Raw genomic sequence first — 19,321 nt, forward strand, 5'->3', positions numbered from 1 at the left:
CTGGTCACAGGCGCGTGCTTTTCGCTTAGGGTGCCGGCGCTGCCGGTTGCCGTTCACCTGCCGTTCACCAAGTTCTGCTGTGATTTCATTAACCTCCGGGGCGAGGATGTGGCGCGGCCTCCGGGGCGCGCCCACGGCATGAGGATTTCACGGCATGACGACGATGGCGCTCAACTCCCGACGTATCCGGGGCCCGCTGGCCGCATTCCTCCTGGCGCTCTCCCTATCGACCTCCGCCCACGCCTTCGAAACCGCCGCGCGCTCGGCGGTGCTCCTCGACTTCGACACCAACACGGTCCTCTTCGAGAAGAACCCGGACGACGAGATTCCGCCGGCCTCGCTGTCCAAGCTGATGACCCTGCTCATCATCTTCGACGAGTTGAAGCGCGGCGCGATCCGGCTCGACGAAACCTTCCCCGTATCCGAGAACGCCTGGCGCACCGGCGGCGCGGCGTCGGGCGGCTCGACGATGTTCCTGCCCCTGAATTCCGAGGTCAGCGTCGGCGACCTGATCAAGGGCATCGCCATTCAGTCCGGCAACGACGCGACGATCGTCGCGGCCGAGGGCATCGCCGGCTCGGTGCCGGCCTTTGCCGAACTGATGAACAAGAAGGCGCAGGAACTCGGCCTGACGCATTCCCACTTCGTCAATCCGCACGGCCTGCCCGATCCCGGCCAGCGCGTCTCGGCGCGCGATCTCGTGACGCTCGCCACCCACATCATCCGCACCTACCCCGACCAGTATCCGCTGTTCTCGGAGGAGGAGTTCACTTTCAACGGCATCACGCAGCGCTCGCGCAACCCGCTCCTCAGCCTGGGCGCGGACGGTCTGAAGACCGGCCACACGGCGGAAGCGGGCTACGGGCTGGTGGCTTCGGCCAAGGACGACGCGGGGCGCCGCATCGTGTTCGCGATGACCGGCATGAAGAGCGTCAACGAGCGCGCCACCGAGGCGCGCGCCATGATGACGCTTGGCCTCCGCGGTTTCGAGAATGTGGTGATCCTGAAGGGCGACGAGACGGCCGGCGAGGTGCCGGTGACGGGCGGCATCGCAAAGAGCGTTCCCGTCAAGGCGGCGGGCGAGATCCGCTTCATCGAGCCCCGCGGCACGGGCTCGCCCTACCAGACCGAGATCGTGCCGGTCGGCCCGATCGAGGCCCCGGTGCCCGAAGGCCGCCGCGTGGCGCAGATGCGCATCACGCGCGACGGTCAGGTGGTGCGCGAGGAGCCGCTTTATGCCGCCACCAACGTCGAACGCGCCGGATTGCTCCAGCGCGTCCAGGAACAGGTGATGAGCTACTTCCAGTAAGGCCCGTCAGGCCGCCGCGGCGGCGTCCATCCAGGTCTTGTGCCGATCCTCGTCGGCATAGGCCTTGGCGAAGTAGGCCTGCGCCTCCGGGCTGGCCGCTGTGTTCTTCGAGGCATGATCGTAGGCCATCTTGGTCTCGATCTCGTTGGTCGACATCGCCTTCAGGATCGACCGGTCGCCGATGATCGAGGCCAGCGCGACCTTGCCGGTCGTCAGATACTCCTTCAGGTCGCCCTCCTGCGGGGCGGCGACGCCGAGTTGCCCAGCCATGCGGGTGAGTTCGGCCACATGGGCCTCGTGGTCTCCCTTGAACTGGGCGATCTTCGCCTTCGCCGCCGGGTCGTCGAGGCGCTCGATCGTCGACTGGTAGGCGGCGATCGCGTCGTGCTCAAGGATCAGGAGATTCTGGACAAGCTTCTCGAAGGTGGTTTCGGTTCCGACGGTGGTGACCATGGGTCGCTGTCTCCGGTCTCTGTCTGGCAGGTGGGATGGGAGACGGGCCATCTGCGAAGCAGGTCGGCCCGCCTCGCTGGTCAGCGCGAAGCCTTGTAGAGCTTCTGCGCGATCTCGAACATTTCTTCCGGCGCGTAGTCCGGGGTGAAGGCGGACGGGATGCCCGTCAGCTGATGGATCTTGCCGCCCTCGGGCATCCCGTCGACGACCTCGAGCTCACCCGGAGGATCGTCGGGCAGCGCGACCTCGCCGTTGCCCCAGATACCGGCCATCTCCTTGTAGTCGTTGGGGCTGAACGTGTAGAGGCGGCGGTGCGAGCCCTCGTCGAGGTACTTCTGGCACTCGGGAATCTTGGAGAGCGGGATGTTCGGCGTCGGCAGGAATTTGTCGAGCTCGACGCCTGTGATCTTCTTCAGCGCCAGCGCATAGGCATGCGCGTGCACCGAGCCGCGCACGAGAAGGTAGCCGCAGACCTCGCGCCCCGTCGGATCGCTCAAGGTCTCGTAGACGCGCAGCTTGTGGAGGCGCGCGCCGCATTCGAGGTGGAAATTATGAAGGAGGTCCACCACGATGTTGCCGGTCGTGGTGATGAAGTCGTTGTTCCAGGACACCCCGTTGGAGTTCACCGGCATCGACCCGCCGCCGGCCGACAGGAAGGCCGCGGCGTTGCGCATGTCCTTCATGTCCTCGAAGGGCGCGCCCGAGATGTCGCCTCCGTCGCCGGCATCGCCGTCCTTGGTGTCCGGGCCGTTGGCGAGCATGGCGACGCCGTTCGACACGAGCTCGACGTGGCCGAGCTCCTCGGCGGTGATCGCGGCGACGAGGCTGTAGAAGGGCCGAAGCTTCGGCTTGGAGCGGAAGTTGAAGCTCTGGAACATGTAGTTTCCGAGCGTGGACATCTCGCCGTACTTGCCGCCGAGAAGCTCCTGCAGGGCTGCGGCCGCATTGGGATCGGCCCTCTTGGGCGCTGGCAGGTTGGCCTGCAGCTGGTCGACACGCATGAACATAAAGGGGACTCCCCGCGGTGGATCGGTCCGGTGTGAACCTTCTCCGCCCGGCCGCGTTCCTCGCTGTTTCCGTGCCCGACCATGCATAGCCGGGCATCGAGGACATCAGCCGGCGAGACGCCTTGACGCAGCGCACAAGAGGGCGGATATAGGAGCCGTCATGCCGCGCTTGCGCTGCGCCCGCCTTGATCCCGCATCGGGACACTGAGCCGAGCGCCAACCGCCGGAGCCTTTTCAAGGGTCCGGCCGCGGTCCGTGTCGTTCCGCTCCCGCGCAGGAGCGTCCGACCGATCTCCGGGACGCCAGGCGTTCCGGTCCACTGTCAAAGGCATTCCTTGACCCAGACGAATTTCCAGGCGCTCGGCCTTGCCGACGTGCTTCTGTCCGCTCTTGCAGCCATGGACATCACCACCCCGACCCCGATCCAGGCGCAGGCCATCCCGGCGGTCCTCAAGGGTCGCGACGTCCTCGGCATCGCCCAGACCGGCACCGGCAAGACGGCCGCCTTCTCGCTGCCGATCCTCGACGCCCTCCTCGGCAAGCCCGCCAAGGCGAAGCCCGGCGCTCCGCGCGTTCTCGTGCTGGCGCCGACGCGCGAGCTGGCGCTCCAGATCGCCGAGAACGTGAAGGGCTTCACCGCCGGCACGCCGATCCGCCACATGACCGTGTTCGGCGGCGTATCGATCCGCCCGCAGATCGAGACGGCCCGCAAGGGCGTCGACATCGTCGTGGCGACGCCGGGGCGCCTCCTCGACCTCATCGACCAGAAGGCGATGACGCTGTCGGCGATCGAGCACCTCGTGCTCGACGAGGCCGACCGCATGCTCGACATGGGCTTCATCCGCGACATCAACCGCATCGTGAAGCTGGTGCCGGAGAAGCGTCAGTCGCTCCTGTTCTCGGCTACCATGCCGCAGAACATCGCCTCGCTCGCCGGCAAGATCCTGAAGGATCCCGTCCGCGTCGAGGTGACGCCCGAGGTGGTCACGGTCGAGAAGATCGACCAGAGCTTCTTCCTGGTTCCGCAGAAGGCCAAGAAGCACTGGCTGATCAAGAACCTGCCGGGCTTCGACAAGACCGTCATCTTCACCCGCACCAAGCACGGCGCGAACCGCCTGTCCGAGGATCTCGACAAGGCCGGCATCGCCGCGCTCGCGATCCACGGCAACAAGAGCCAGGGCGCGCGCCAGAAGGCGCTCGGCCAGTTCCATGCGGGCGAACTGAAGGTGCTGGTGGCGACCGACATCGTGGCGCGCGGCATCCATGTCGACGACATCACCCATGTCGTGAACTTCGACCTGCCGGAAGAGCCGGAAAGCTACGTCCACCGCATCGGCCGCACGGCCCGCGCCGGCAAATCAGGCATGGCGGTGACGCTGTGCGATCCGTCCGAGCGCGCCAAGTTGCGTCAGGTCGAGAAGCTGACCGGCATGCGCTTCGACGTGCAGACCTCGGAGTTCTCCGACGCGTCGGCCTTTGCCGACGAGCCGCGCGAGAGCCGCGGTCCGCGCCAGCCCGGCGGCGGTCGCCCCGGCGGCAACAAGCCGCGCGCCGAAGGCGCGCCGCGTCATCAGCCGCGCGGCGCCAAGCCGGGCGAGCGCCGCGGCCAGCCCGGCGGTGCGCCGGCGGGTGGTGCGAACCGCAACGGCGAGGATCGCGCCGCCCGGCCGAACGGCCAGCAGCGCCGGCGTCCGCGTCGCGGCGGCGGCGGTGCGCCGCGCTCGGCCACGGCCTGATCCATGAACGAAGGAAGGGCGCCCCACCGGGCGCCCTTTTCGTATCCGGCGGTTGCTTGGCGCCGTCCTCCTCGCCATATGCCGGCAGACGCCCAACTCGTGACGAGGACAAAACGCATGGCCGAGACCGTGAAGGTCGACATTCCCCACAAGCTGACGCGCGAGGCCGCCCGCCAGCGCATCACCGAGGGGTTCGGGCGCATCCGCTCCGAGGCGACCGGCGGCATGCTGAAGTTCGAGGACCAATGGACCGGCGACCGGCTCGACTTCCGCGCCCGGATGATGGGTCAGTCCGTTGTCGGCCGCCTCGATATCCTGGACGACCACATCCACGTCGAGCTCGACCTGCCGGGCTTCCTCGCCTCGATTGCCGGCAAGCTGACGGGCAAGATTCAGAAAGAAGGCCGCATTCTTCTCGAGAACAAGTCGGCCTGAGGCCGCCCGGGCTCCCGGCCCTCAGGGGTCGGGCGCGCTGACGCTGCGCAGCGTCGCCTTGTCGGCCGTGACCGTGCCGCCGAGCGAGCCGCCTTCGATCGCCTGCACCGTGCCGAGACCCGGCACCACCGAGCCCACCTTGACGCGCATCAGCTCCTCGCGCGTCGCGAGCAGCGCCTCGTCCTGGAAGATCATCACGATCTGGTAGTCCGACGGCGTCGGCTCGCGATCCCGCACGATGGTCGGCGCCGGCATAGCTTCAGTCTGGACGGCCTCGCCGACCGATCCGGTCTCGATCTGGTCGAGCTTGGGGGCCATGCGGGCGATTGCCGCCTGCTGGAAGTAGTCCGGCGACTTCGTCGAGACGACGTAGGACCAGGAGAAGAACCCGGCCGACGAGATCGCCAGCGTCACCGACGACAAGGCGATCGCCCAGTCGACGACCGACCAGTCGCGGTCGGCATTCCGAAAGCCAGAACCCGTGAAAGGAAGGCGGACGGATGAAAACTCGGGCGGCGTGGATGCGACCTCGGACATCGCAGGACTCCTTGCGTGGAGCTTGCAGCTTGCGCCTCTCGCGTTAACGAAGAAATGAGACCGCGACTCCTCGCGCGCCGACCTTCCGCTAGGGTTAGGGAAGCGTAAAAGCGGACGAGGCGGTCATGCGGAACGAGCGGCGACAGGGACAAAGGCGGACGACGCGGCTGCGGCCGGGCAAGCTGCTGGGCGCTCGCGACGGCTTTCTGTGCGACTGTGCCGTGGTGGAACGCTCGCCGCGCGGTGCGCGCATTCGGGCCTTCGCCCCGGTGGACCGCGTGCTGCCGGAAGTCCTGACGCTTTACGACGAGGTCGAGACCCGGCGCTGGACGGCGCGGATCGTCTGGGCCCGCGGGGCCGAGATGGGCCTTGCGATCGAGGCCGACGGGCAGACCGTTTCCGATGCCGAACGCCACAAGATCGCAGGCCTGTTCTACGCCGTCTGAACCGGCGCGACGGACAGTTGCAAAAGAGAAGGCCCGCCCCGAAACCTCGGGGCGGGCCTTCTCGCATTCGGAGGGCTTCGGACTTACTCGGCCGGCACAGCGTTCAGCGGCACGCGGTCGTCCTCGAGCGCGGCGACCTTTTCGCCGGCGAGAACCGCGCGCAGGCGCTCCTCGTCGAGTTCACCTTCCCAGCGGGCGACGACCAGCGTCGCCACGGCGTTGCCGATGAAGTTGGTGATCGCGCGGCACTCCGACATGAAGCGGTCGACGCCGAGGATCAGCGCCATGCCGGCGACCGGCACGGAGGGCACCACCGAGAGCGTGGCGGCCAGCGTGATGAACCCGGCGCCGGTGATGCCGGCCGCGCCCTTCGACGACAGCATGGCGACGAGCAGGAGCAGGATCTGGTCGCCCCAGGACAGGTCGATGTTGGTCGCCTGGGCGATGAACAGCGCCGCCAGCGTCATGTAGATGTTGGTGCCGTCGAGGTTGAACGAGTAGCCGGTCGGGATCACGAGGCCGACGACCGACTTCTTGGCGCCCGCGTTCTCCATCTTCTTCATCAGCGACGGCAGGGCCGCCTCGGAGGACGAAGTGCCGAGGACGAGGAGGAGTTCTTCCTTGATGTAGCGAAGGAGGGCGAAGATCGAGAAGCCGTTGTAGCGGGCAACCGCGCCGAGGACCACGACCACGAAGAGGAACGAGGTGAAGTAGAAGACGCCGATGAGATAGGCGAGGTTGGCGACAGAACCGATGCCGTACTTGCCGATGGTGAAGGCCATGGCGCCGAAGGCACCGATCGGGGCGGCCTTCATCAGGATCGCCACGAGCTTGAAGATCGGCGCGGTCAGCGCGTTGAAGAAGTCGGTGACCGGGCGGCCGGCCTCGCCGATCATGGCGAGCGCGATACCGAACAGGACCGCGATGAACAGGACCTGGAGGATGTCGCCGTCGGCGAAGGCGCCGACCAGCGTCGACGGGATGATGTTCATCAGGAAGCCGACGATCGACGAGTCGTGCGCCTTCTGCGTGTAGGTCGCGACGGCGCCCGCATCGAGCGAGGCCGGATCGATGTTCAGGCCGTGGCCGGGATGGGTGACGTTGGCGACGACCATGCCGATGACGAGGGCGAGCGTCGAGAAGGTCAGGAAGTAGATCATCGCCTTGCCGACGACGCGGCCGACCTTGGCGAGATCGGTCATCCCGGCGATGCCGGTGACGACGGTCAGGAAGATCACCGGGGCGATGATCATCTTCACAAGCTTGATGAAGGCGTCGCCAAGCGGCTTCAGGCTCGCGCCGAATTCCGGATAGAAATGCCCGAGCGTGATGCCGGCGATGATCGCCACCACCACCTGGAAATAGAGCTGGGCGTAGATGGGCTTCTTCTGCGCAGGTTCGACGTGCGCGATCGGCATGGCTGCCATGTCTGCCTCCCTTGTTGTGTTCGTGTCCTCCCCCGTCGATCCGTGACCAGCGAACAGGAGCCTCGTTCACACATCAGCAAGGAGCGTGCCAATTCGTTGCAGGGGTGGCATTCCGCCAGCGCACGGCTGGTCCGAACGGTCAGTAAAGCCCGCAGCCCAAACTCACGTGCGGTTTTCCGCTCGCCTTTGGTCGTCAGTGTGCGATAATCCGCACAGCATGGACGCTCCCCTCTCAGCGTTGTCCCGACGTCGCCTGTTCGCGCTTGCCGTCGCGACCGGCCTTGCGATGCTCGTCGTCATGGCGTGGCTGGCAGCGGGCGCACTGGCCGACCGCGCGACGCTCGCGCGGTTGAACGCGCAAGCCAGCGCGTCCCTGCCGCTCGCCATGGCGGTGCTGCGCAGCGAGGTCGACAAGCAGCGCTCCGTGCCCGCGATCCTGTCCGAGGATCCGGACATTCGCGACATTCTCGCCGCCCCGTCGCCGGCCGGCGTCGACCGGGTGAACCGGCGCCTCGAGGAACTGCGCCGCACGACCGGTGCGACCGTCCTCTACCTTCTCGACACGACCGGCCTGACGATCGCCGCCAGCAACTTCGCCGAGCCCGACAGCTTCGTCGGGAGCGACTACTCGTTCCGCCCGTACTTCGCGCGGGCGATGCGCACCGGGGCGGCGGCGCAGTTCGCGCTCGGCACCAAGAGCCGACGGTCGGGTCTTTACATCACGCGCCGCGTCGATGTCGGCGGACAGCCGCTCGGCGTCGTGGTCCTGAAGGTGGAGTTCGACGCGATCGAGCGCGACTGGGCCGCCGGCGGCAACGTCGTCTTCGTGACCGACGGCAATGGCATCGTCCTCGCGACCACCGAGGTCGACTGGCACTACCGGGCGCTTGCCCCGGTGCCGCCGGACCTCGCGGCGCGGATCCGCGACAGCCTGCAGTTCGGCGAAGCGCCGCTGACGCCCCTCGGCCTCGTGGCGCGTCGCGGGACCATCCAGGCGACGGCGACCGCCGATCGCCGGCACTTCGTCTCGGCCGAGGACCGCCTGCCCGACCCGATCCTCGACTGGACGCTGCATCTCTGGGTTCCTGCCGACGAGGCGATGGCACAGACCCGCCTGTCCTATCGCCTCCAGGCGCTGGCGGGCCTTGCCATCGCGACGACCACCGGTTTCCTCGCGGCGCGCCGCCGGCGCTACCTGCGACGCCGACAGGAAGCCTTACGCCTCGCAGCCGAAGAGCTCGAACGCCGCGTCGAAGACCGGACGGGCGAGTTGCGCGAGGCGAACCGCCAGCTCGTCGAGGAGAGCCGGACGCGGCAGGCCGCTGAGGAGCGTGCCGAAACGTTGCGGCGCAGCCTCGACCAGGCCAACCGCCTGGCCTCGCTCGGCCAGATCACGGCCGGCGTCGCCCACGAGATCAATCAACCCGTCGCAGCGATCCGCACCTATGCCGAAAATGCCGAGCGCTTTCTGGAGCGCGGCGACCTCGACACGACGCAGCGCAACCTTCGCAACGTCGTCGGCCTGACCGAACGAATCGGGCGGATCACCGACACACTCAAGGGTCACGCGCGGCGCGGCTCGTCAGGACCGGGCGTCGTCAACCTCGCCGAAGCCGTGGATGGCGCGATCATGGTGCTGCAGGGCCGGCTGGACGCCGCCGGCGTGCCTATCGAATGCGGCGCGAACCTCGGGGACCACGATGTCGTGGGCGAGCGCGTGCGTCTGGAGCAGGTGCTCGTCAATCTTCTCCAGAACGCCCTCGACGCGATGGAAGGCCAGGAGGACGGGCGCATCGCCATCAAGGCGCGCGTGCGAGACGGCGCCGTAGAACTGACGGTGCGCGACAACGGCCCCGGCATCCCGCCCGAGCGGCTGGCGACGCTGTTCACACCCTTTTCCACATCGAAGCCGCGCGGCCTCGGCCTCGGCCTCGTGATCGTCAAGGACATCCTGTCGGAATGGGGCGGGACGCTGGAGGCCGCGAGCCGCCCCGGCGAGGGCGCCACCTTCACCGCCGTCTTGAGGAGCGCCCCCCCATGACCGAGACCGACCGTACCATCGCCTTCGTCGACGACGACCCGGACCTTCGCGACGCCGGGGCGCAGGCGCTGGCGCTTGCCGGGTGGACGCCCCTCCCCTTCGCCGACGCCCGCTCGGCGCTGAAGGCGCTGTCGCCGGAGTTTCCGGGCGTCCTCGTCACCGACATCCGCATGCCCGGCATGGACGGGCTCGACCTCTTCCGGGCCGTGCAGGCGATGGACCGTGACCTTCCGGTGATCCTCGTGACCGGCCACGGCGACATCGCGATGGCCGTGGACGCCCTGCGGGAGGGCGCCTACGACTTCATCGCCAAGCCCTATGCCACCGACCGTCTGGTGCAGAGCATCGCGCGGGCGGCCGAGAAGCGGCGGCTGGTGCTCGAGAACCGGCGGCTGCGGGCGCTGGCCGAGAAAGGCGGCGACGACCTGTCGCTCATCGGCGAGAGCCCCGCGATGGAGCGCCTGCGTCGGACGCTCCGGCAGATCGCGGATGCGGACGTCGATGTCCTGGTGGAAGGCGAGACGGGGTCGGGCAAGGAGGTCGTCGCCAGCGCGCTGCACCGCTGGAGCCGCCGTGCGGCCAAGCCCTTCGTGGCGCTCAACTGCGGCGCGCTGCCCGAGACCGTGATCGAGAGCGAGCTCTTCGGCCACGAGGCCGGCGCCTTCACGGGGGCCGCGAAGCGCCGGGTCGGCCGCATCGAGTATTCGAGCGGCGGCACGCTGTTCCTCGATGAAATCGAATCGATGCCGGCCGCCCTGCAGGTGAAGCTTCTGCGCGTCCTGGAGACGCGCGAGGTGGAGCCGCTCGGCACCAACGAGCGCCGGGCGCTGGACCTTCGCGTCGTCGCGGCAGCCAAGGTCGATCTCGGTTCGGCCGAGGCGCGGGCCTACTTTCGCGAGGACCTGTTCTACCGCCTCAACGTCGTGACGGTCCGCATCCCTCCGTTGCGCGAGCGCGGCTCCGACATTCCGCTTCTCTTCTCGCACTTCCTGCGGCGGGCGGCGGAGCGCTTCCGCCGCGAGGCGCCCGACGTGTCGCCCCGGCTCCTGCAACGGCTGGCGTCGCATCCCTGGCCGGGGAACGTGCGCGAACTCACGCACTTCGCCGAACGGGTGGCCCTCGGGCTCGATCCGGAGATGGACGGGGACGAGAGCCCCGACACGCCGCTGACGCTGCCGGAGCGCGTCGACCGGTTCGAGGCCGACACCATCCGCCAGACTCTGGCCGACCATGGCGGAGACGTGAAGAGCACGGTGGAGGCGCTCGGCATCCCCCGCAAGACCTTCTACGACAAGCTGCAGCGGCACGGCATCAGCCGGCGAGACTTCGCCGAGGGTTAAAGCCCCGACGAAGCGTGCCGGCAGAACATGCCGCTTCGCCCTCAGGCGGAGTGGCGCAGCGTCTCGATGAGCTTGGCGAGACGGTCGCGGCCGGCCTCCGTCAGGACGCCGCGCTCGCCTTCGGGCTCGAGCAGACCCGCCTGTTCCATCTCCCGCACGCCCTCGGCATCCGCCTTGTGGCCCTTGCCGTCGTCGAGCACGACGCGGGTCACGGCCTCGCCACTGACGAGCGAATGGTAGGCGGCGAAGACGAGGATGGAGAGGGCGCCATCGGACATGGTGGTCTGGCTCACGGGGAACTCCTTGGTGGCATTCACGATACTGGCGTCAACACGCGAAGCGCGCTTCGGCTCCCTGTTGCGGCACTGTTTCACAGGACCGCGATCCATCGCGCGGCGCGTCTCGACACGGCCTCACTGTCAGCCTACTTCGAGCCTCGACACGTGCAGGACGTCGAGAATGAGCAGTACCGTAGACCCCGAATTGAGTGCCTTGATCGGAGAGGTGATCGACGCCAAACTTCTCAAAGCCGGTTCCGAGGAAAAGCGGGTGGCCGAGCACGTGGCCGCCGAGGGACTGGGCGCTTTGACCGCGGTGGAGCGCGACACGTTCGAGCGCCGCGTCCTGCCGATCCTGTCCAAGCCGATCCGCGAACAGCTCGCCATCGCCTCGATCGTCCAGCGCGGGGGCTACGTGCCGCGCAAGATCGTGTTCTGACGGTGCGATGCGCCCTCAGCTCCCCGCCTCGCTCTCGATGAACCGGTCGATGCCGCCCGAGCGGCCGACGCCCGTCAGGTAGAACAGCGCGACGATCGCCACGATCAGGCCGATCGCGATGATCGGGGCGGTCCACTCGCCCTGCCCGATGCGCACGACGATCAGCACCGAGCAGATGATCGCGCCGAGAAGCGGCACGATCGACGGCACCTCGAACTGCCCCTTCGCCTCTCCCGGACGACGCTGCAGGACGAGGAGCGCGACGTTGACGACCGTAAAGACGATGAGGAGCAGGAGGACGGTCGAGGCAGCCAGCGCGCCGATGTCGCCGACGAGCGAGAGCAGGACGACGATCGCGAGCAGCGCCGCGATCGCGACGTAAGGGGTGCGGCGGGTCGTGTGGACGCGGCCGAGCGCTGCCGGCATCAGTCCCTGCCGCGACATGCCGTAGAGCAGGCGCGAGGCCATCACGTAGTTGACGAGCGCCGTGTTGGCGACGGCGAAGATCGTGATGCCGGCATAGATGCCGGTCGGGAACCACGGCGCGGCACGCTCGACCACGAGCGTCAGGGGGCCCGCGGCTTCGGCAAGCTCCCGCCACGGGACGACCGAGACCGCGGTGATCGCGATGCAGATGTAGATCACCGTTGCCATGAGCATGGCGGAGATCATCGCGATCGGCATGGTGCGTTCGGGGTTCTTCACCTCCTCGGAGACGTTCAGCATGTCCTCGAAGCCGATGAAGGAGAAGAAGGTCAGCACCGCGCCTTGCGCCACGAGAAGCATCACCGAGCCCTCGACGGCGCCTTCGCCGGGCGGCGGAAACTCCAGAAGGTCAGCGCTGCCCCACCACGAAATGCCGACCGCGATGACGAGGATCAGGCCGAACGCCTCGACGATCGTGCAGACGGCATTGAGCCAGAGCGATTCGGTGATCCCGCGAAACAGGATGCCGGCGAGGATGACGAGGAAGCCGATGGCCAGGACGCTCTGCGGCGCGTCGATGCCGGTGACGCTCGCGAAGTTCCGAGCCACGACATTGCTCTGCGTGGCGATCGACGTCAGCCCCGAGCAGACGACCGCGAGCCCCACCGTGTAGGACAGGAGCGGATAGCGGTAGGCGCGCTGCGTGACATAGGCAGCGCCGCCGGCGCGCGGGTAGCGCGAGGCGATCGAGGCGTAGGACAGGCCGGTCAGGAGCGCGGCCACCATCGACACCATGAAGGCGACCCAGACCGCGCTGCCGAGCTCGCTGGCCGCCTCGCCGATGAGGCCGTAGACGCCGGCCCCAAGCATCGAGCCGAGCCCGAGCAGGGTCACCTGAAACAACCCGACCGAGCGCTTCAGCCCCGGTTCGTCCGCTCGTTCCTTCGCCATGCCGCCGTCCCGCCCTCTCGCAAACATACTGTCCGGGACGAGGATAGATAACCTCGGATTGCGCGATGGCGACCGCGGGCCGACGAAATTGCGGCAGAAATCAGGCGCGGCGCGCGGCGATCTCTGGGAGGCGGTTGGGGATGTCGTCGAGACGATCCAGCACGAGGTCGGCGCCCATCGTCTCGACGTCGATGGCGGTATAGCCACCGCGCATCGCGACCACCGCCATCCCCGCGGCCTGCGCGGCTTCGACGTCGTTCTCGGAATCACCGACGAAGAGCGCCTCGCCCGGCTCGATCCCGAGCTGGCGGCAGGCGAAGACGACGAGGTCGGGCGCCGGCTTCTTGCGCGGGCCGGCATCGCCGCCGACCACCACCGCCATGCGGTCGGCAAGGCCGAAATGGGCGAGGATGTCGGCGGTCTCGGCGCCCGGCTTGTTGGTCACGACGCCGAGCGGAATGCCGCGCTCGGCAAGAATCCGCACGCAGTCCGTCGCCCCGGCGTTCAGCGTTGTCAGCTCCGTCGAGCGCGCGGCGTAGATCGCGAGGTAGCGCTCGGCGATCTTGTCGCGCGTCGCCGGATCGATCTCCTTGTCGAGCGCTTCGTAGGCGCGGCCGATCAGGATCTGGACGCCCTGCCCCACCATGCGCCCGACGGCCTCGATCGTGAACGGCGGCTCGCCGAGGCTCTCGAGCGTCTCGTTGAGGGCGGCGTGGATGTCCGGCAGGGAATCGACCAGCGTCCCGTCGAGATCGAACAGGACGGCACGGGGCCAGGCGGGCGCTTCGCTCATGCTTTATGTCCCTTCGTCGTCGGCCGGCGGCTCGAGCACCGCCAGCGTGATCCAGCGGGCAACGAGCGCAGGTTTGGGCGCACCCTCGATCTCGATGCTGGCGTTCCAGGTGGATTGCAGGCTGACAGCCCGCTCCTTCACTGCCACGAGTTGGAAGCTGCCGCGCACGCGCGCGCCGCTCTTGACCGGTGTCAGGAAGCGCACCTCGTCGAAGCCGTAGTTGACGCCCATGCGCGTGCGGTCGACGCCGGGCATGGCATCGTAGGCGAGCGTCGACAGAAGCGAGAGCGATAGGAAGCCGTGGGCGATGGTGCCGCCGAAAGGCGTTTCGGCCTTGGCGCGCGCGGGATCGACGTGAATGAACTGGTGGTCGTTGGTGGCGTCGGCGAAGCGGTCGATCATGCTTTGATCGACGGTGAGCCAGCCGGACACGAAGGGGTCGCCACCAAGATAGGTGCGGTAGACGTCCATCGGCACCAGCCGCTGCCGCAGCGCGTTTTCGTCGTCCCGGCTCACCTGTCGCGCACCCCAAATCCCATTTACGGCTGGTCTTAGTCGCCCAGCCACGAACCGCCAAGGGGCGTTCCGGGGTTGCCGCATCGCAGCGTGGCCTATCTCAAGACGGACGAACCATCCGATCCAGCGAGGATAGAGCCCATGTGCGGCATCTGCGGTGAAATCCGCTTCGACGGCGGTTTCGCCTCTCCAGAGCGCATCGCGGCCATGGGCGCGTGCCTTTCGCCGCGCGGCCCCGATGGCTCGGGCATGGTGCTGCGCGGGCGCGTCGGCTTCGGCCATCGGCGCCTCAAGATCATCGATCTGTCGGAGAAGGCCGCGCAGCCGATGGAGGACCCGGATCTCGGGCTCACCCTCGCCTTCAACGGCTGCATCTACAACTATCCCGAACTGCGCGAGGAATTGCAGGGGCTCGGCTACCGCTTCTTCTCGCACGGCGACACGGAGGTCATTCTCAAGGCGTACCATGCCTGGGGACGGGACTGCGTGAAGCGCTTCCACGGCATGTTCGCCTTCGCCATCCATGAGCGCGAGAGCGGCCGCGTCATGCTGGCGCGCGACCGGTTCGGCATCAAGCCGATGTACCTGTCGCAGACGCCCGAACGCCTGCTCCTCGCCTCCTCGCTACCAGCCCTGGTCGCGACCGGCGAGGTCGACACCGCGATCGATCCGGTTGCACTCCACCACTACATGACCTTCCACGCCGTGGTGCCGGCCCCGCTCACCATTCTCAAGGGCGTCAGGAAGCTGCCGCCGGCGACGACGCGGATGATCGAGCCGGACGGGCGCTTCGACGACGCGACCTTCTGGGCACCGCCCTTCGGACCGGCCGCGGGTGAAGAGGGACGATCGTCCGAGGAATGGCGCGACATGGTGCTCGACGCCCTGCGCCGCGCTGTCGAGCGACGCATGGTGTCGGACGTACCGGTCGGTGTGCTCCTGTCCGGCGGCGTCGATTCCTCGCTCATCGTCGGCCTTTTGGCGGAAGCCGGCCAGACCGGCCTGTCCACCTTCTCGATCGGTTTCGAGGACGCCAACGGTGAGGTCGGCAACGAGTTCGAGTATTCCGATCTCATCGCCAGGCACTACGGCACGCGGCACCACCAGATCTTCGTGCCCGGCCATGAACTCCTGACCGAACTGCCGGGCGCGATCCGCGCCATGTCGGAACCGATGGTCTCCTACGACAATATCGGCTTCTACCTCCTGTCGCGCGAGGTCTCGAAGCACATCAAGGTGGTGCAGTCGGGTCAGGGCGCCGACGAGATCTTCGCGGGCTACCACTGGTATCCGCCGATGGCGGATGCTGCCGATCCGGTCGCGACCTACCGACAAGCCTTCTTCGATCGCAGCCACGAGACGCTGTCGGGCCAGCTTCGGCCGCAGTGGCTTGCGGGCTTCGATGCCAGCGGCGACTTCGTGCGCGATCACTTCGCCCTGCCCGGCGCGGGCGATCCCGTCGCCAAGGCGCTGCGCATCGACAGCCAGGTCATGCTGGTGGACGACCCGGTCAAGCGCGTCGACAACATGACGATGGCCTGGGGCCTCGAGGCGCGCGTGCCCTTCCTCGACCATGAACTGGCGGAACTGGCCGCGCGCGTGCCGTCCGCCGAGAAGCTGAAGGGCGGCGGCAAGGGCATTCTCAAGGACGTCGCTCGGCTCGTCATCCCGCACGAGGTGATCGACCGGCGGAAGGGCTATTTCCCGGTTCCGCAGCTGAAATACCTCGCCGGACCGACGCTCGACATGGTCCGGGACGCGATGGGCTCGCAGCGCGCCCGCGAGCGCGGGCTGTTCGAGCCGGCTTGGCTCGACACGCTGTTTGCCGACCCCGCCGGCCATATCACACCGCTCCAGGGGTCAGAGCTCTGGCAGGCAGCGCTTCTCGAGCTGTGGCTGCAGGAGCAGGGCCTGTGAGCGCTCCGGACGCCAATGCCGTCGTCGATTGCGGCTGGGGCCGCATCGTCTTCGCGCAGACTTTCGCGGAAGCGGGCGATCTCGCGCGCAACCTCGAGGAGGAAGGGCCAGACCGGCGCGACATCGCCTTCTATGTCTGCGACCCGCACGTCCTTCTGGCGCAGGCCCCGCAGGATCTCTTCCTCGATCCCTCGCACACCTACCGCCTCGACCTGTCGCGCCTGTCTCCGGCCGAGCGCGAGCCGCACGGCTTCTCCGTCCGCCCGCTCGCCGCCGCCGCCGAGACGAGCGCGGTCAACCGCATCTACCGTTCGCGCAACATGGTGCCGATCGATCCGGACTTCCTCTGGCGCCACCGGCAGGACCCGGTATTGACCTATCTCGTGGCCGAGGACGAGGCGACGGGTGCGATCCTCGGAACCGTGACGGGCGTCCATCACGGCGAGGCGTTCGGCGATCCGGAACGAGGGTCCTCGCTCTGGTGCCTCGCGATCGACCCGCAGGCGGCGCCACCCGGCATCGGCGAGGCTCTGGTGCGCGCGCTCACCGAGCATCACCGGGCCGCCGGCTGCGCCACGATGGATCTTTCGGTCATGCACGACAACGAGCCAGCGATCGCGCTCTACGAGCGGCTCGGCTTCGAGCGCGTGCCGATGTTCGCGGTGAAGCGGCGCAACTCGATCAACGAGCGCCTGTTCACGGGCTCCGCGGCGGTCGAGGAGGATCTCAACCCCTATGCCCGCATCATCATCGACGAGGCGCGCCGACGTGGCATCCAAGTGGAGATCCTCGATGCCAAAGGCGGCTTCTTCCGGCTGACCTATGGCGGCCGCACGCTGCGCTGCCGCGAGAGTCTGTCGGAGCTGACCTCCGCCGTCGCGCTGTCGATCTGCGACGACAAGAGCGTGACCCGCCGTCTCGTCGAGGACGCCGGTGTCGCGGTTCCCGAGCAGATCGTGGCGGGGGAGGACGAGGCGACGATCGCGGACTTCCTCGCCCGGCACGGCTCGGTCGTCGTCAAGCCCGCGCGTGGCGAGCAGGGCCGCGGGATCGCCGTCGGGCTTGAGACGATGGAGGCGGTGAGCGCCGCGATCGACGTCGCGAGGCGCGAGTGCGAGCGTGTCCTGATCGAGGCGTGCTTTACCGGCGAGGACCTGCGCCTTGTGGTGATCGACTTTCGGCTGGTCGCCGCCGCGATCCGTCGCCCGCCCTGTGTCGTCGGCGACGGGCGCTCGACAGCGCGCGAGCTGATCGAGCGGCTGTCGCGGCGCCGGGCCGCGGCGACCGGCGGCGAATCCAAGGTGCCGATGGATGCCGAGACCGAGCGTACCTTGGCGGGTGCCGGCTACGGTTGGGGCGACGTGATCCCGGAAGGCGAGACCGTCACCGTCCGGCGGACGGCCAATCTCCACACGGGCGGCACGATCCATGACGTCACCGACATCGTCCATCCCCGCCTCGTCGAAGCGGCGATCGCGGCGGCCCGTGCGATCGACATTCCGGTCTGCGGCATCGACTTCATGGTGAAGGACGCCCGCGAGGAGGACTACGTCTTCATCGAGGCGAACGAGCGGCCCGGCCTTGCCAATCACGAGCCGCAGCCGACGGCCGAGCGCTTCGTCGATCTCCTGTTTCCACTTTCCATCCCGGCGTCGGTGCGCACCCTTCGCGCCAAGCGGCGCATTTCCGGCTGACGACCCATGGCCCGGCACACGATCGACACCGAGTACCTCCTCGCCCAGCTCCATGAGCTGCTGCACATCCCGAGCCCGACCGGCTACACCGATTCGGTCGTGCGCCACGTCAGCGAGGAGCTGCAGCGGCTGGGGCTGGAGGTCGAACTGACGCGGCGCGGCGCGATCCGGGCCGTGCGCCAGGGCAGCCGGCGGGCGGCAGCGCGCGCGATCGTCTCCCATGTCGACACGCTCGGCGCGCAGGTAAAGCGGGTCAAGGACAACGGCCGGCTGGAACTCGTGCCGATCGGCCACTGGTCGGCCCGCTTCGCCGAGGGCGCGCGCGCCACGATCATGGCAGAGGACAAGACGTTTCGCGGCACGATCCTGCCGCTCAAGGCCTCGGGCCACACGTTCAACGAGGAGGTGGACACGGCACCGGTCGGCTGGCCGCATGTCGAGTTGCGCATCGACGACCACACGCGTGGCCTCGACGATACGCTGAAGCTCGGCATCGACGTCGGCGATACGGTGGCGATCGATCCGCAACCGGAATTCCTCGACAACGGCTTCATCGTTTCGCGTCACCTCGACGACAAGGCGGGCGTCGCCGTGATGCTTGCCTCGATCGAGGCACTGGAGCGAGAGAAATCCGCGACGCCCGTCGATACGCACTGGCTCTTCACCATCGCCGAGGAAGTCGGCGTCGGGGCCGCCTCGATCCTGACGCCCGAGGTCGCCTCGATGGTGGCGGTGGACAACGGGACGTCGGCGCCCGGCCAGAACTCGGCCGAGTTCGGCGTCACCATCGCGATGGCCGACCAGACGGGCCCGTTCGACTATCACCTCACCCGCAAGCTCGTGCGGCTCTGCCGCGACGAGGACATCCGGTTCCAGAAGGACGTGTTCCGCTACTACCGCTCCGACTCCGCCTCGGCGGTGGTCGCAGGCCACGACGTCCGCACCGCGCTCGTTACCTTCGGCGTCGATGCCTCGCACGGCTGGGAGCGCATCCACATCCACGCCCTTCGCTCGCTGGCCGAACTCCTGACGGCCTATGCGGTGTCGCCGCTCGAGATCGAGCGCGATCTCCAGCCGCGGGGCGGCCTCGAGGGCTTCACCAGCCAGCCGGCGGTGGACGCGGGTCTCGGCTTCGACAGCGACGACCACTGAAGCGCCGACACCAAACCGCCGCGTCCCTTCTGGAAGTGCGGCGGTCTTGGAAACAGTCTGGTCGTCGCTCCGGCGGGAACCCTTAGAACTCCTCCCAGCCCTCCTCCACGGCCGCGGCTTTGGGAGCCGCCCCGCCATGACCCGCGGTGCGCATCTGCGCAACCGGACGTGACGTCGCGTGTGCGGCGTGCGAAGCGGGACCAGCGTGTGCGCGGGTCCCCGCCGGTCGAGCCGGCTGCATCGCGGCGCGCTTCATGGCCGCCGACGTCGCCGGGCGCATCGCGGCCGCATGGTGCCCCGCCCCCGTCGCAAACCCCGACACCAGTCCCGCCAGCGCTTCCGTCTCGCCCGACAGCGCCTGCGCCGCCGCCGTCGTCTCCTCCACCATCGCCGCGTTCTGCTGCGTGACCTTGTCCATCTGGTC

General features: G+C 68.1%; 18 protein-coding genes and 1 pseudogene. 10 read left to right on the forward strand and 9 right to left on the reverse strand.

Translation table 11 applies throughout. The annotated features are described in order from the left end of the window. Positions 1-154 precede the first annotated feature (154 nt). Positions 155-1,309 carry a D-alanyl-D-alanine carboxypeptidase family protein gene (locus BM175_RS07080; protein WP_244545908.1) on the forward strand — a complete coding sequence of 385 codons (1,155 nt, stop codon included), beginning with the start codon at positions 155-157 and terminating at the stop codon, positions 1,307-1,309. A gap of 6 nt (positions 1,310-1,315) precedes the next feature. Here the strand turns inward: BM175_RS07080 and BM175_RS07085 are convergent, their stop codons facing one another. Together BM175_RS07085 and BM175_RS07090 are read right to left on the reverse strand one after the other, a co-directional pair. Next, positions 1,316-1,762: a DUF2383 domain-containing protein gene (locus BM175_RS07085; protein ID WP_090961185.1), complete on the reverse strand. Its 447-nt coding sequence runs from the start codon at positions 1,760-1,762 to the stop codon at positions 1,316-1,318. Positions 1,763-1,842: 80 nt separating this feature from the next. Beyond that, complete coding sequence (locus tag BM175_RS07090; RefSeq protein WP_090961188.1) at positions 1,843-2,769, reverse strand: manganese catalase family protein; 927 nt, start codon at positions 2,767-2,769, stop codon at positions 1,843-1,845. 335 nt (positions 2,770-3,104) lie between these two features. On the opposite strand from BM175_RS07090, the gene BM175_RS07095 reads away from it, so the two are divergent. Both BM175_RS07095 and BM175_RS07100 read left to right on the forward strand, forming a co-directional pair. Next, positions 3,105-4,505, forward strand: coding sequence for a DEAD/DEAH box helicase (locus BM175_RS07095; RefSeq protein ID WP_090961191.1), 1,401 nt, complete (start codon positions 3,105-3,107; stop codon positions 4,503-4,505). Between the two features lie 117 nt (positions 4,506-4,622). After that, on the forward strand, positions 4,623-4,940 hold the full coding sequence (locus tag BM175_RS07100; protein WP_090961194.1) for a polyhydroxyalkanoic acid system family protein: 318 nt from the start codon (positions 4,623-4,625) through the stop codon (positions 4,938-4,940). Positions 4,941-4,961: 21 nt separating this feature from the next. Here BM175_RS07100 and BM175_RS07105 read toward each other — a convergent pair whose 3' ends face one another. Beyond that, the gene (locus tag BM175_RS07105; RefSeq protein ID WP_090961197.1) at positions 4,962-5,477 is read right to left on the reverse strand and encodes a hypothetical protein; all 516 of its coding nucleotides are present in this window, start codon (positions 5,475-5,477) and stop codon (positions 4,962-4,964) included. 125 nt (positions 5,478-5,602) lie between these two features. Between BM175_RS07105 and BM175_RS07110 the strand changes: the two genes are divergently transcribed. Continuing rightward, a complete protein-coding gene (locus BM175_RS07110; RefSeq protein ID WP_090961199.1) occupies positions 5,603-5,923 on the forward strand; it encodes a hypothetical protein in 321 nt (106 codons plus the stop codon). Positions 5,924-6,006: 83 nt separating this feature from the next. Here BM175_RS07110 and BM175_RS07115 read toward each other — a convergent pair whose 3' ends face one another. Then, entirely contained in the window at positions 6,007-7,350 is a 1,344-nt protein-coding gene (locus BM175_RS07115; protein ID WP_090961202.1) for a dicarboxylate/amino acid:cation symporter, read from the reverse strand. Between the two features lie 217 nt (positions 7,351-7,567). Between BM175_RS07115 and BM175_RS07120 the strand changes: the two genes are divergently transcribed. Together BM175_RS07120 and BM175_RS07125 are read left to right on the forward strand one after the other, a co-directional pair. Further along, positions 7,568-9,391: a sensor histidine kinase gene (locus BM175_RS07120; RefSeq protein WP_090961204.1), complete on the forward strand. Its 1,824-nt coding sequence runs from the start codon at positions 7,568-7,570 to the stop codon at positions 9,389-9,391. Further along, positions 9,388-10,731: a sigma-54-dependent transcriptional regulator gene (locus BM175_RS07125; protein WP_090961207.1), complete on the forward strand. Its 1,344-nt coding sequence runs from the start codon at positions 9,388-9,390 to the stop codon at positions 10,729-10,731. The genes BM175_RS07120 and BM175_RS07125 overlap by 4 nt, the downstream gene beginning before the upstream one ends. 41 nt (positions 10,732-10,772) lie before the next feature. On the opposite strand, the gene BM175_RS07130 is transcribed toward BM175_RS07125, so the two are convergent. After that, positions 10,773-11,024: a hypothetical protein gene (locus BM175_RS07130; RefSeq protein ID WP_139224580.1), complete on the reverse strand. Its 252-nt coding sequence runs from the start codon at positions 11,022-11,024 to the stop codon at positions 10,773-10,775. Positions 11,025-11,190: 166 nt separating this feature from the next. On the opposite strand from BM175_RS07130, the gene BM175_RS07135 reads away from it, so the two are divergent. Continuing rightward, positions 11,191-11,448: a hypothetical protein gene (locus BM175_RS07135; RefSeq protein WP_139224581.1), complete on the forward strand. Its 258-nt coding sequence runs from the start codon at positions 11,191-11,193 to the stop codon at positions 11,446-11,448. A 15-nt stretch (positions 11,449-11,463) separates the two neighbouring features. On the opposite strand, the gene BM175_RS07140 is transcribed toward BM175_RS07135, so the two are convergent. The 3 genes from BM175_RS07140 to BM175_RS07150 all read right to left on the reverse strand — a co-directional run bounded on the left by BM175_RS07140 (position 11,464) and on the right by BM175_RS07150 (position 14,089). Next, positions 11,464-12,825, reverse strand: coding sequence for an APC family permease (locus BM175_RS07140; RefSeq protein ID WP_090961214.1), 1,362 nt, complete (start codon positions 12,823-12,825; stop codon positions 11,464-11,466). A gap of 100 nt (positions 12,826-12,925) precedes the next feature. Next, positions 12,926-13,618 (reverse strand): phosphoglycolate phosphatase, encoded by a 693-nt coding sequence (gph, locus tag BM175_RS07145; RefSeq protein ID WP_090961216.1) that lies wholly within the window; start codon positions 13,616-13,618, stop codon positions 12,926-12,928. A 3-nt stretch (positions 13,619-13,621) separates the two neighbouring features. Next, positions 13,622-14,089, reverse strand: a complete 468-nt coding sequence (locus BM175_RS07150; RefSeq protein WP_090961218.1) for a MaoC family dehydratase — start codon at positions 14,087-14,089, stop codon at positions 13,622-13,624. 186 nt (positions 14,090-14,275) lie between these two features. Between BM175_RS07150 and BM175_RS07155 the strand changes: the two genes are divergently transcribed. From BM175_RS07155 to BM175_RS07165, 3 genes are read left to right on the forward strand one after another with little or no spacing between them, the layout of a single operon-like run. Further along, complete coding sequence (locus BM175_RS07155; RefSeq protein ID WP_090961220.1) at positions 14,276-16,051, forward strand: N-acetylglutaminylglutamine amidotransferase; 1,776 nt, start codon at positions 14,276-14,278, stop codon at positions 16,049-16,051. Beyond that, positions 16,048-17,745, forward strand: coding sequence for an N-acetylglutaminylglutamine synthetase (gene ngg / locus BM175_RS07160; protein WP_244545909.1), 1,698 nt, complete (start codon positions 16,048-16,050; stop codon positions 17,743-17,745). Before BM175_RS07155 ends, ngg begins: the two co-directional genes overlap by 4 nt. A 6-nt stretch (positions 17,746-17,751) precedes the next feature. After that, positions 17,752-18,897, forward strand: a complete 1,146-nt coding sequence (locus BM175_RS07165; protein WP_090961222.1) for an osmoprotectant NAGGN system M42 family peptidase — start codon at positions 17,752-17,754, stop codon at positions 18,895-18,897. 82 nt (positions 18,898-18,979) lie between these two features. On the opposite strand, the pseudogene BM175_RS22655 reads toward BM175_RS07165, so the two are convergent. Further along, a pseudogene (locus BM175_RS22655) lies at positions 18,980-19,321 on the reverse strand (hypothetical protein); the annotation flags it as partial.

This window comes from Aureimonas phyllosphaerae, from assembly GCF_900113065.1.
Lineage (GTDB): Bacteria > Pseudomonadota > Alphaproteobacteria > Rhizobiales > Rhizobiaceae > Aureimonas > Aureimonas phyllosphaerae.

Excerpts from the sequence above, each read along its gene's own strand:
- BM175_RS07080 (WP_244545908.1), top strand. The coding sequence starts at position 155 with ATGACGACGATGGCGCTCAACTCCCGACGTATCCGGGGCCCGCTGGCC.
- BM175_RS07085 (WP_090961185.1), bottom strand. The coding sequence starts at position 1,762 with ATGGTCACCACCGTCGGAACCGAAACCACCTTCGAGAAGCTTGTCCAG.
- BM175_RS07090 (WP_090961188.1), bottom strand. The coding sequence starts at position 2,769 with ATGTTCATGCGTGTCGACCAGCTGCAGGCCAACCTGCCAGCGCCCAAG.
- BM175_RS07100 (WP_090961194.1), top strand. The coding sequence starts at position 4,623 with ATGGCCGAGACCGTGAAGGTCGACATTCCCCACAAGCTGACGCGCGAG.
- BM175_RS07105 (WP_090961197.1), bottom strand. The coding sequence starts at position 5,477 with ATGTCCGAGGTCGCATCCACGCCGCCCGAGTTTTCATCCGTCCGCCTT.
- BM175_RS07110 (WP_090961199.1), top strand. The coding sequence starts at position 5,603 with ATGCGGAACGAGCGGCGACAGGGACAAAGGCGGACGACGCGGCTGCGG.
- BM175_RS07115 (WP_090961202.1), bottom strand. The coding sequence starts at position 7,350 with ATGGCAGCCATGCCGATCGCGCACGTCGAACCTGCGCAGAAGAAGCCC.
- BM175_RS07120 (WP_090961204.1), top strand. The coding sequence starts at position 7,568 with ATGGACGCTCCCCTCTCAGCGTTGTCCCGACGTCGCCTGTTCGCGCTT.
- BM175_RS07125 (WP_090961207.1), top strand. The coding sequence starts at position 9,388 with ATGACCGAGACCGACCGTACCATCGCCTTCGTCGACGACGACCCGGAC.
- BM175_RS07135 (WP_139224581.1), top strand. The coding sequence starts at position 11,191 with ATGAGCAGTACCGTAGACCCCGAATTGAGTGCCTTGATCGGAGAGGTG.
- BM175_RS07140 (WP_090961214.1), bottom strand. The coding sequence starts at position 12,825 with ATGGCGAAGGAACGAGCGGACGAACCGGGGCTGAAGCGCTCGGTCGGG.
- gph (WP_090961216.1), bottom strand. The coding sequence starts at position 13,618 with ATGAGCGAAGCGCCCGCCTGGCCCCGTGCCGTCCTGTTCGATCTCGAC.
- BM175_RS07150 (WP_090961218.1), bottom strand. The coding sequence starts at position 14,089 with ATGGACGTCTACCGCACCTATCTTGGTGGCGACCCCTTCGTGTCCGGC.
- BM175_RS07155 (WP_090961220.1), top strand. The coding sequence starts at position 14,276 with ATGTGCGGCATCTGCGGTGAAATCCGCTTCGACGGCGGTTTCGCCTCT.
- BM175_RS07165 (WP_090961222.1), top strand. The coding sequence starts at position 17,752 with ATGGCCCGGCACACGATCGACACCGAGTACCTCCTCGCCCAGCTCCAT.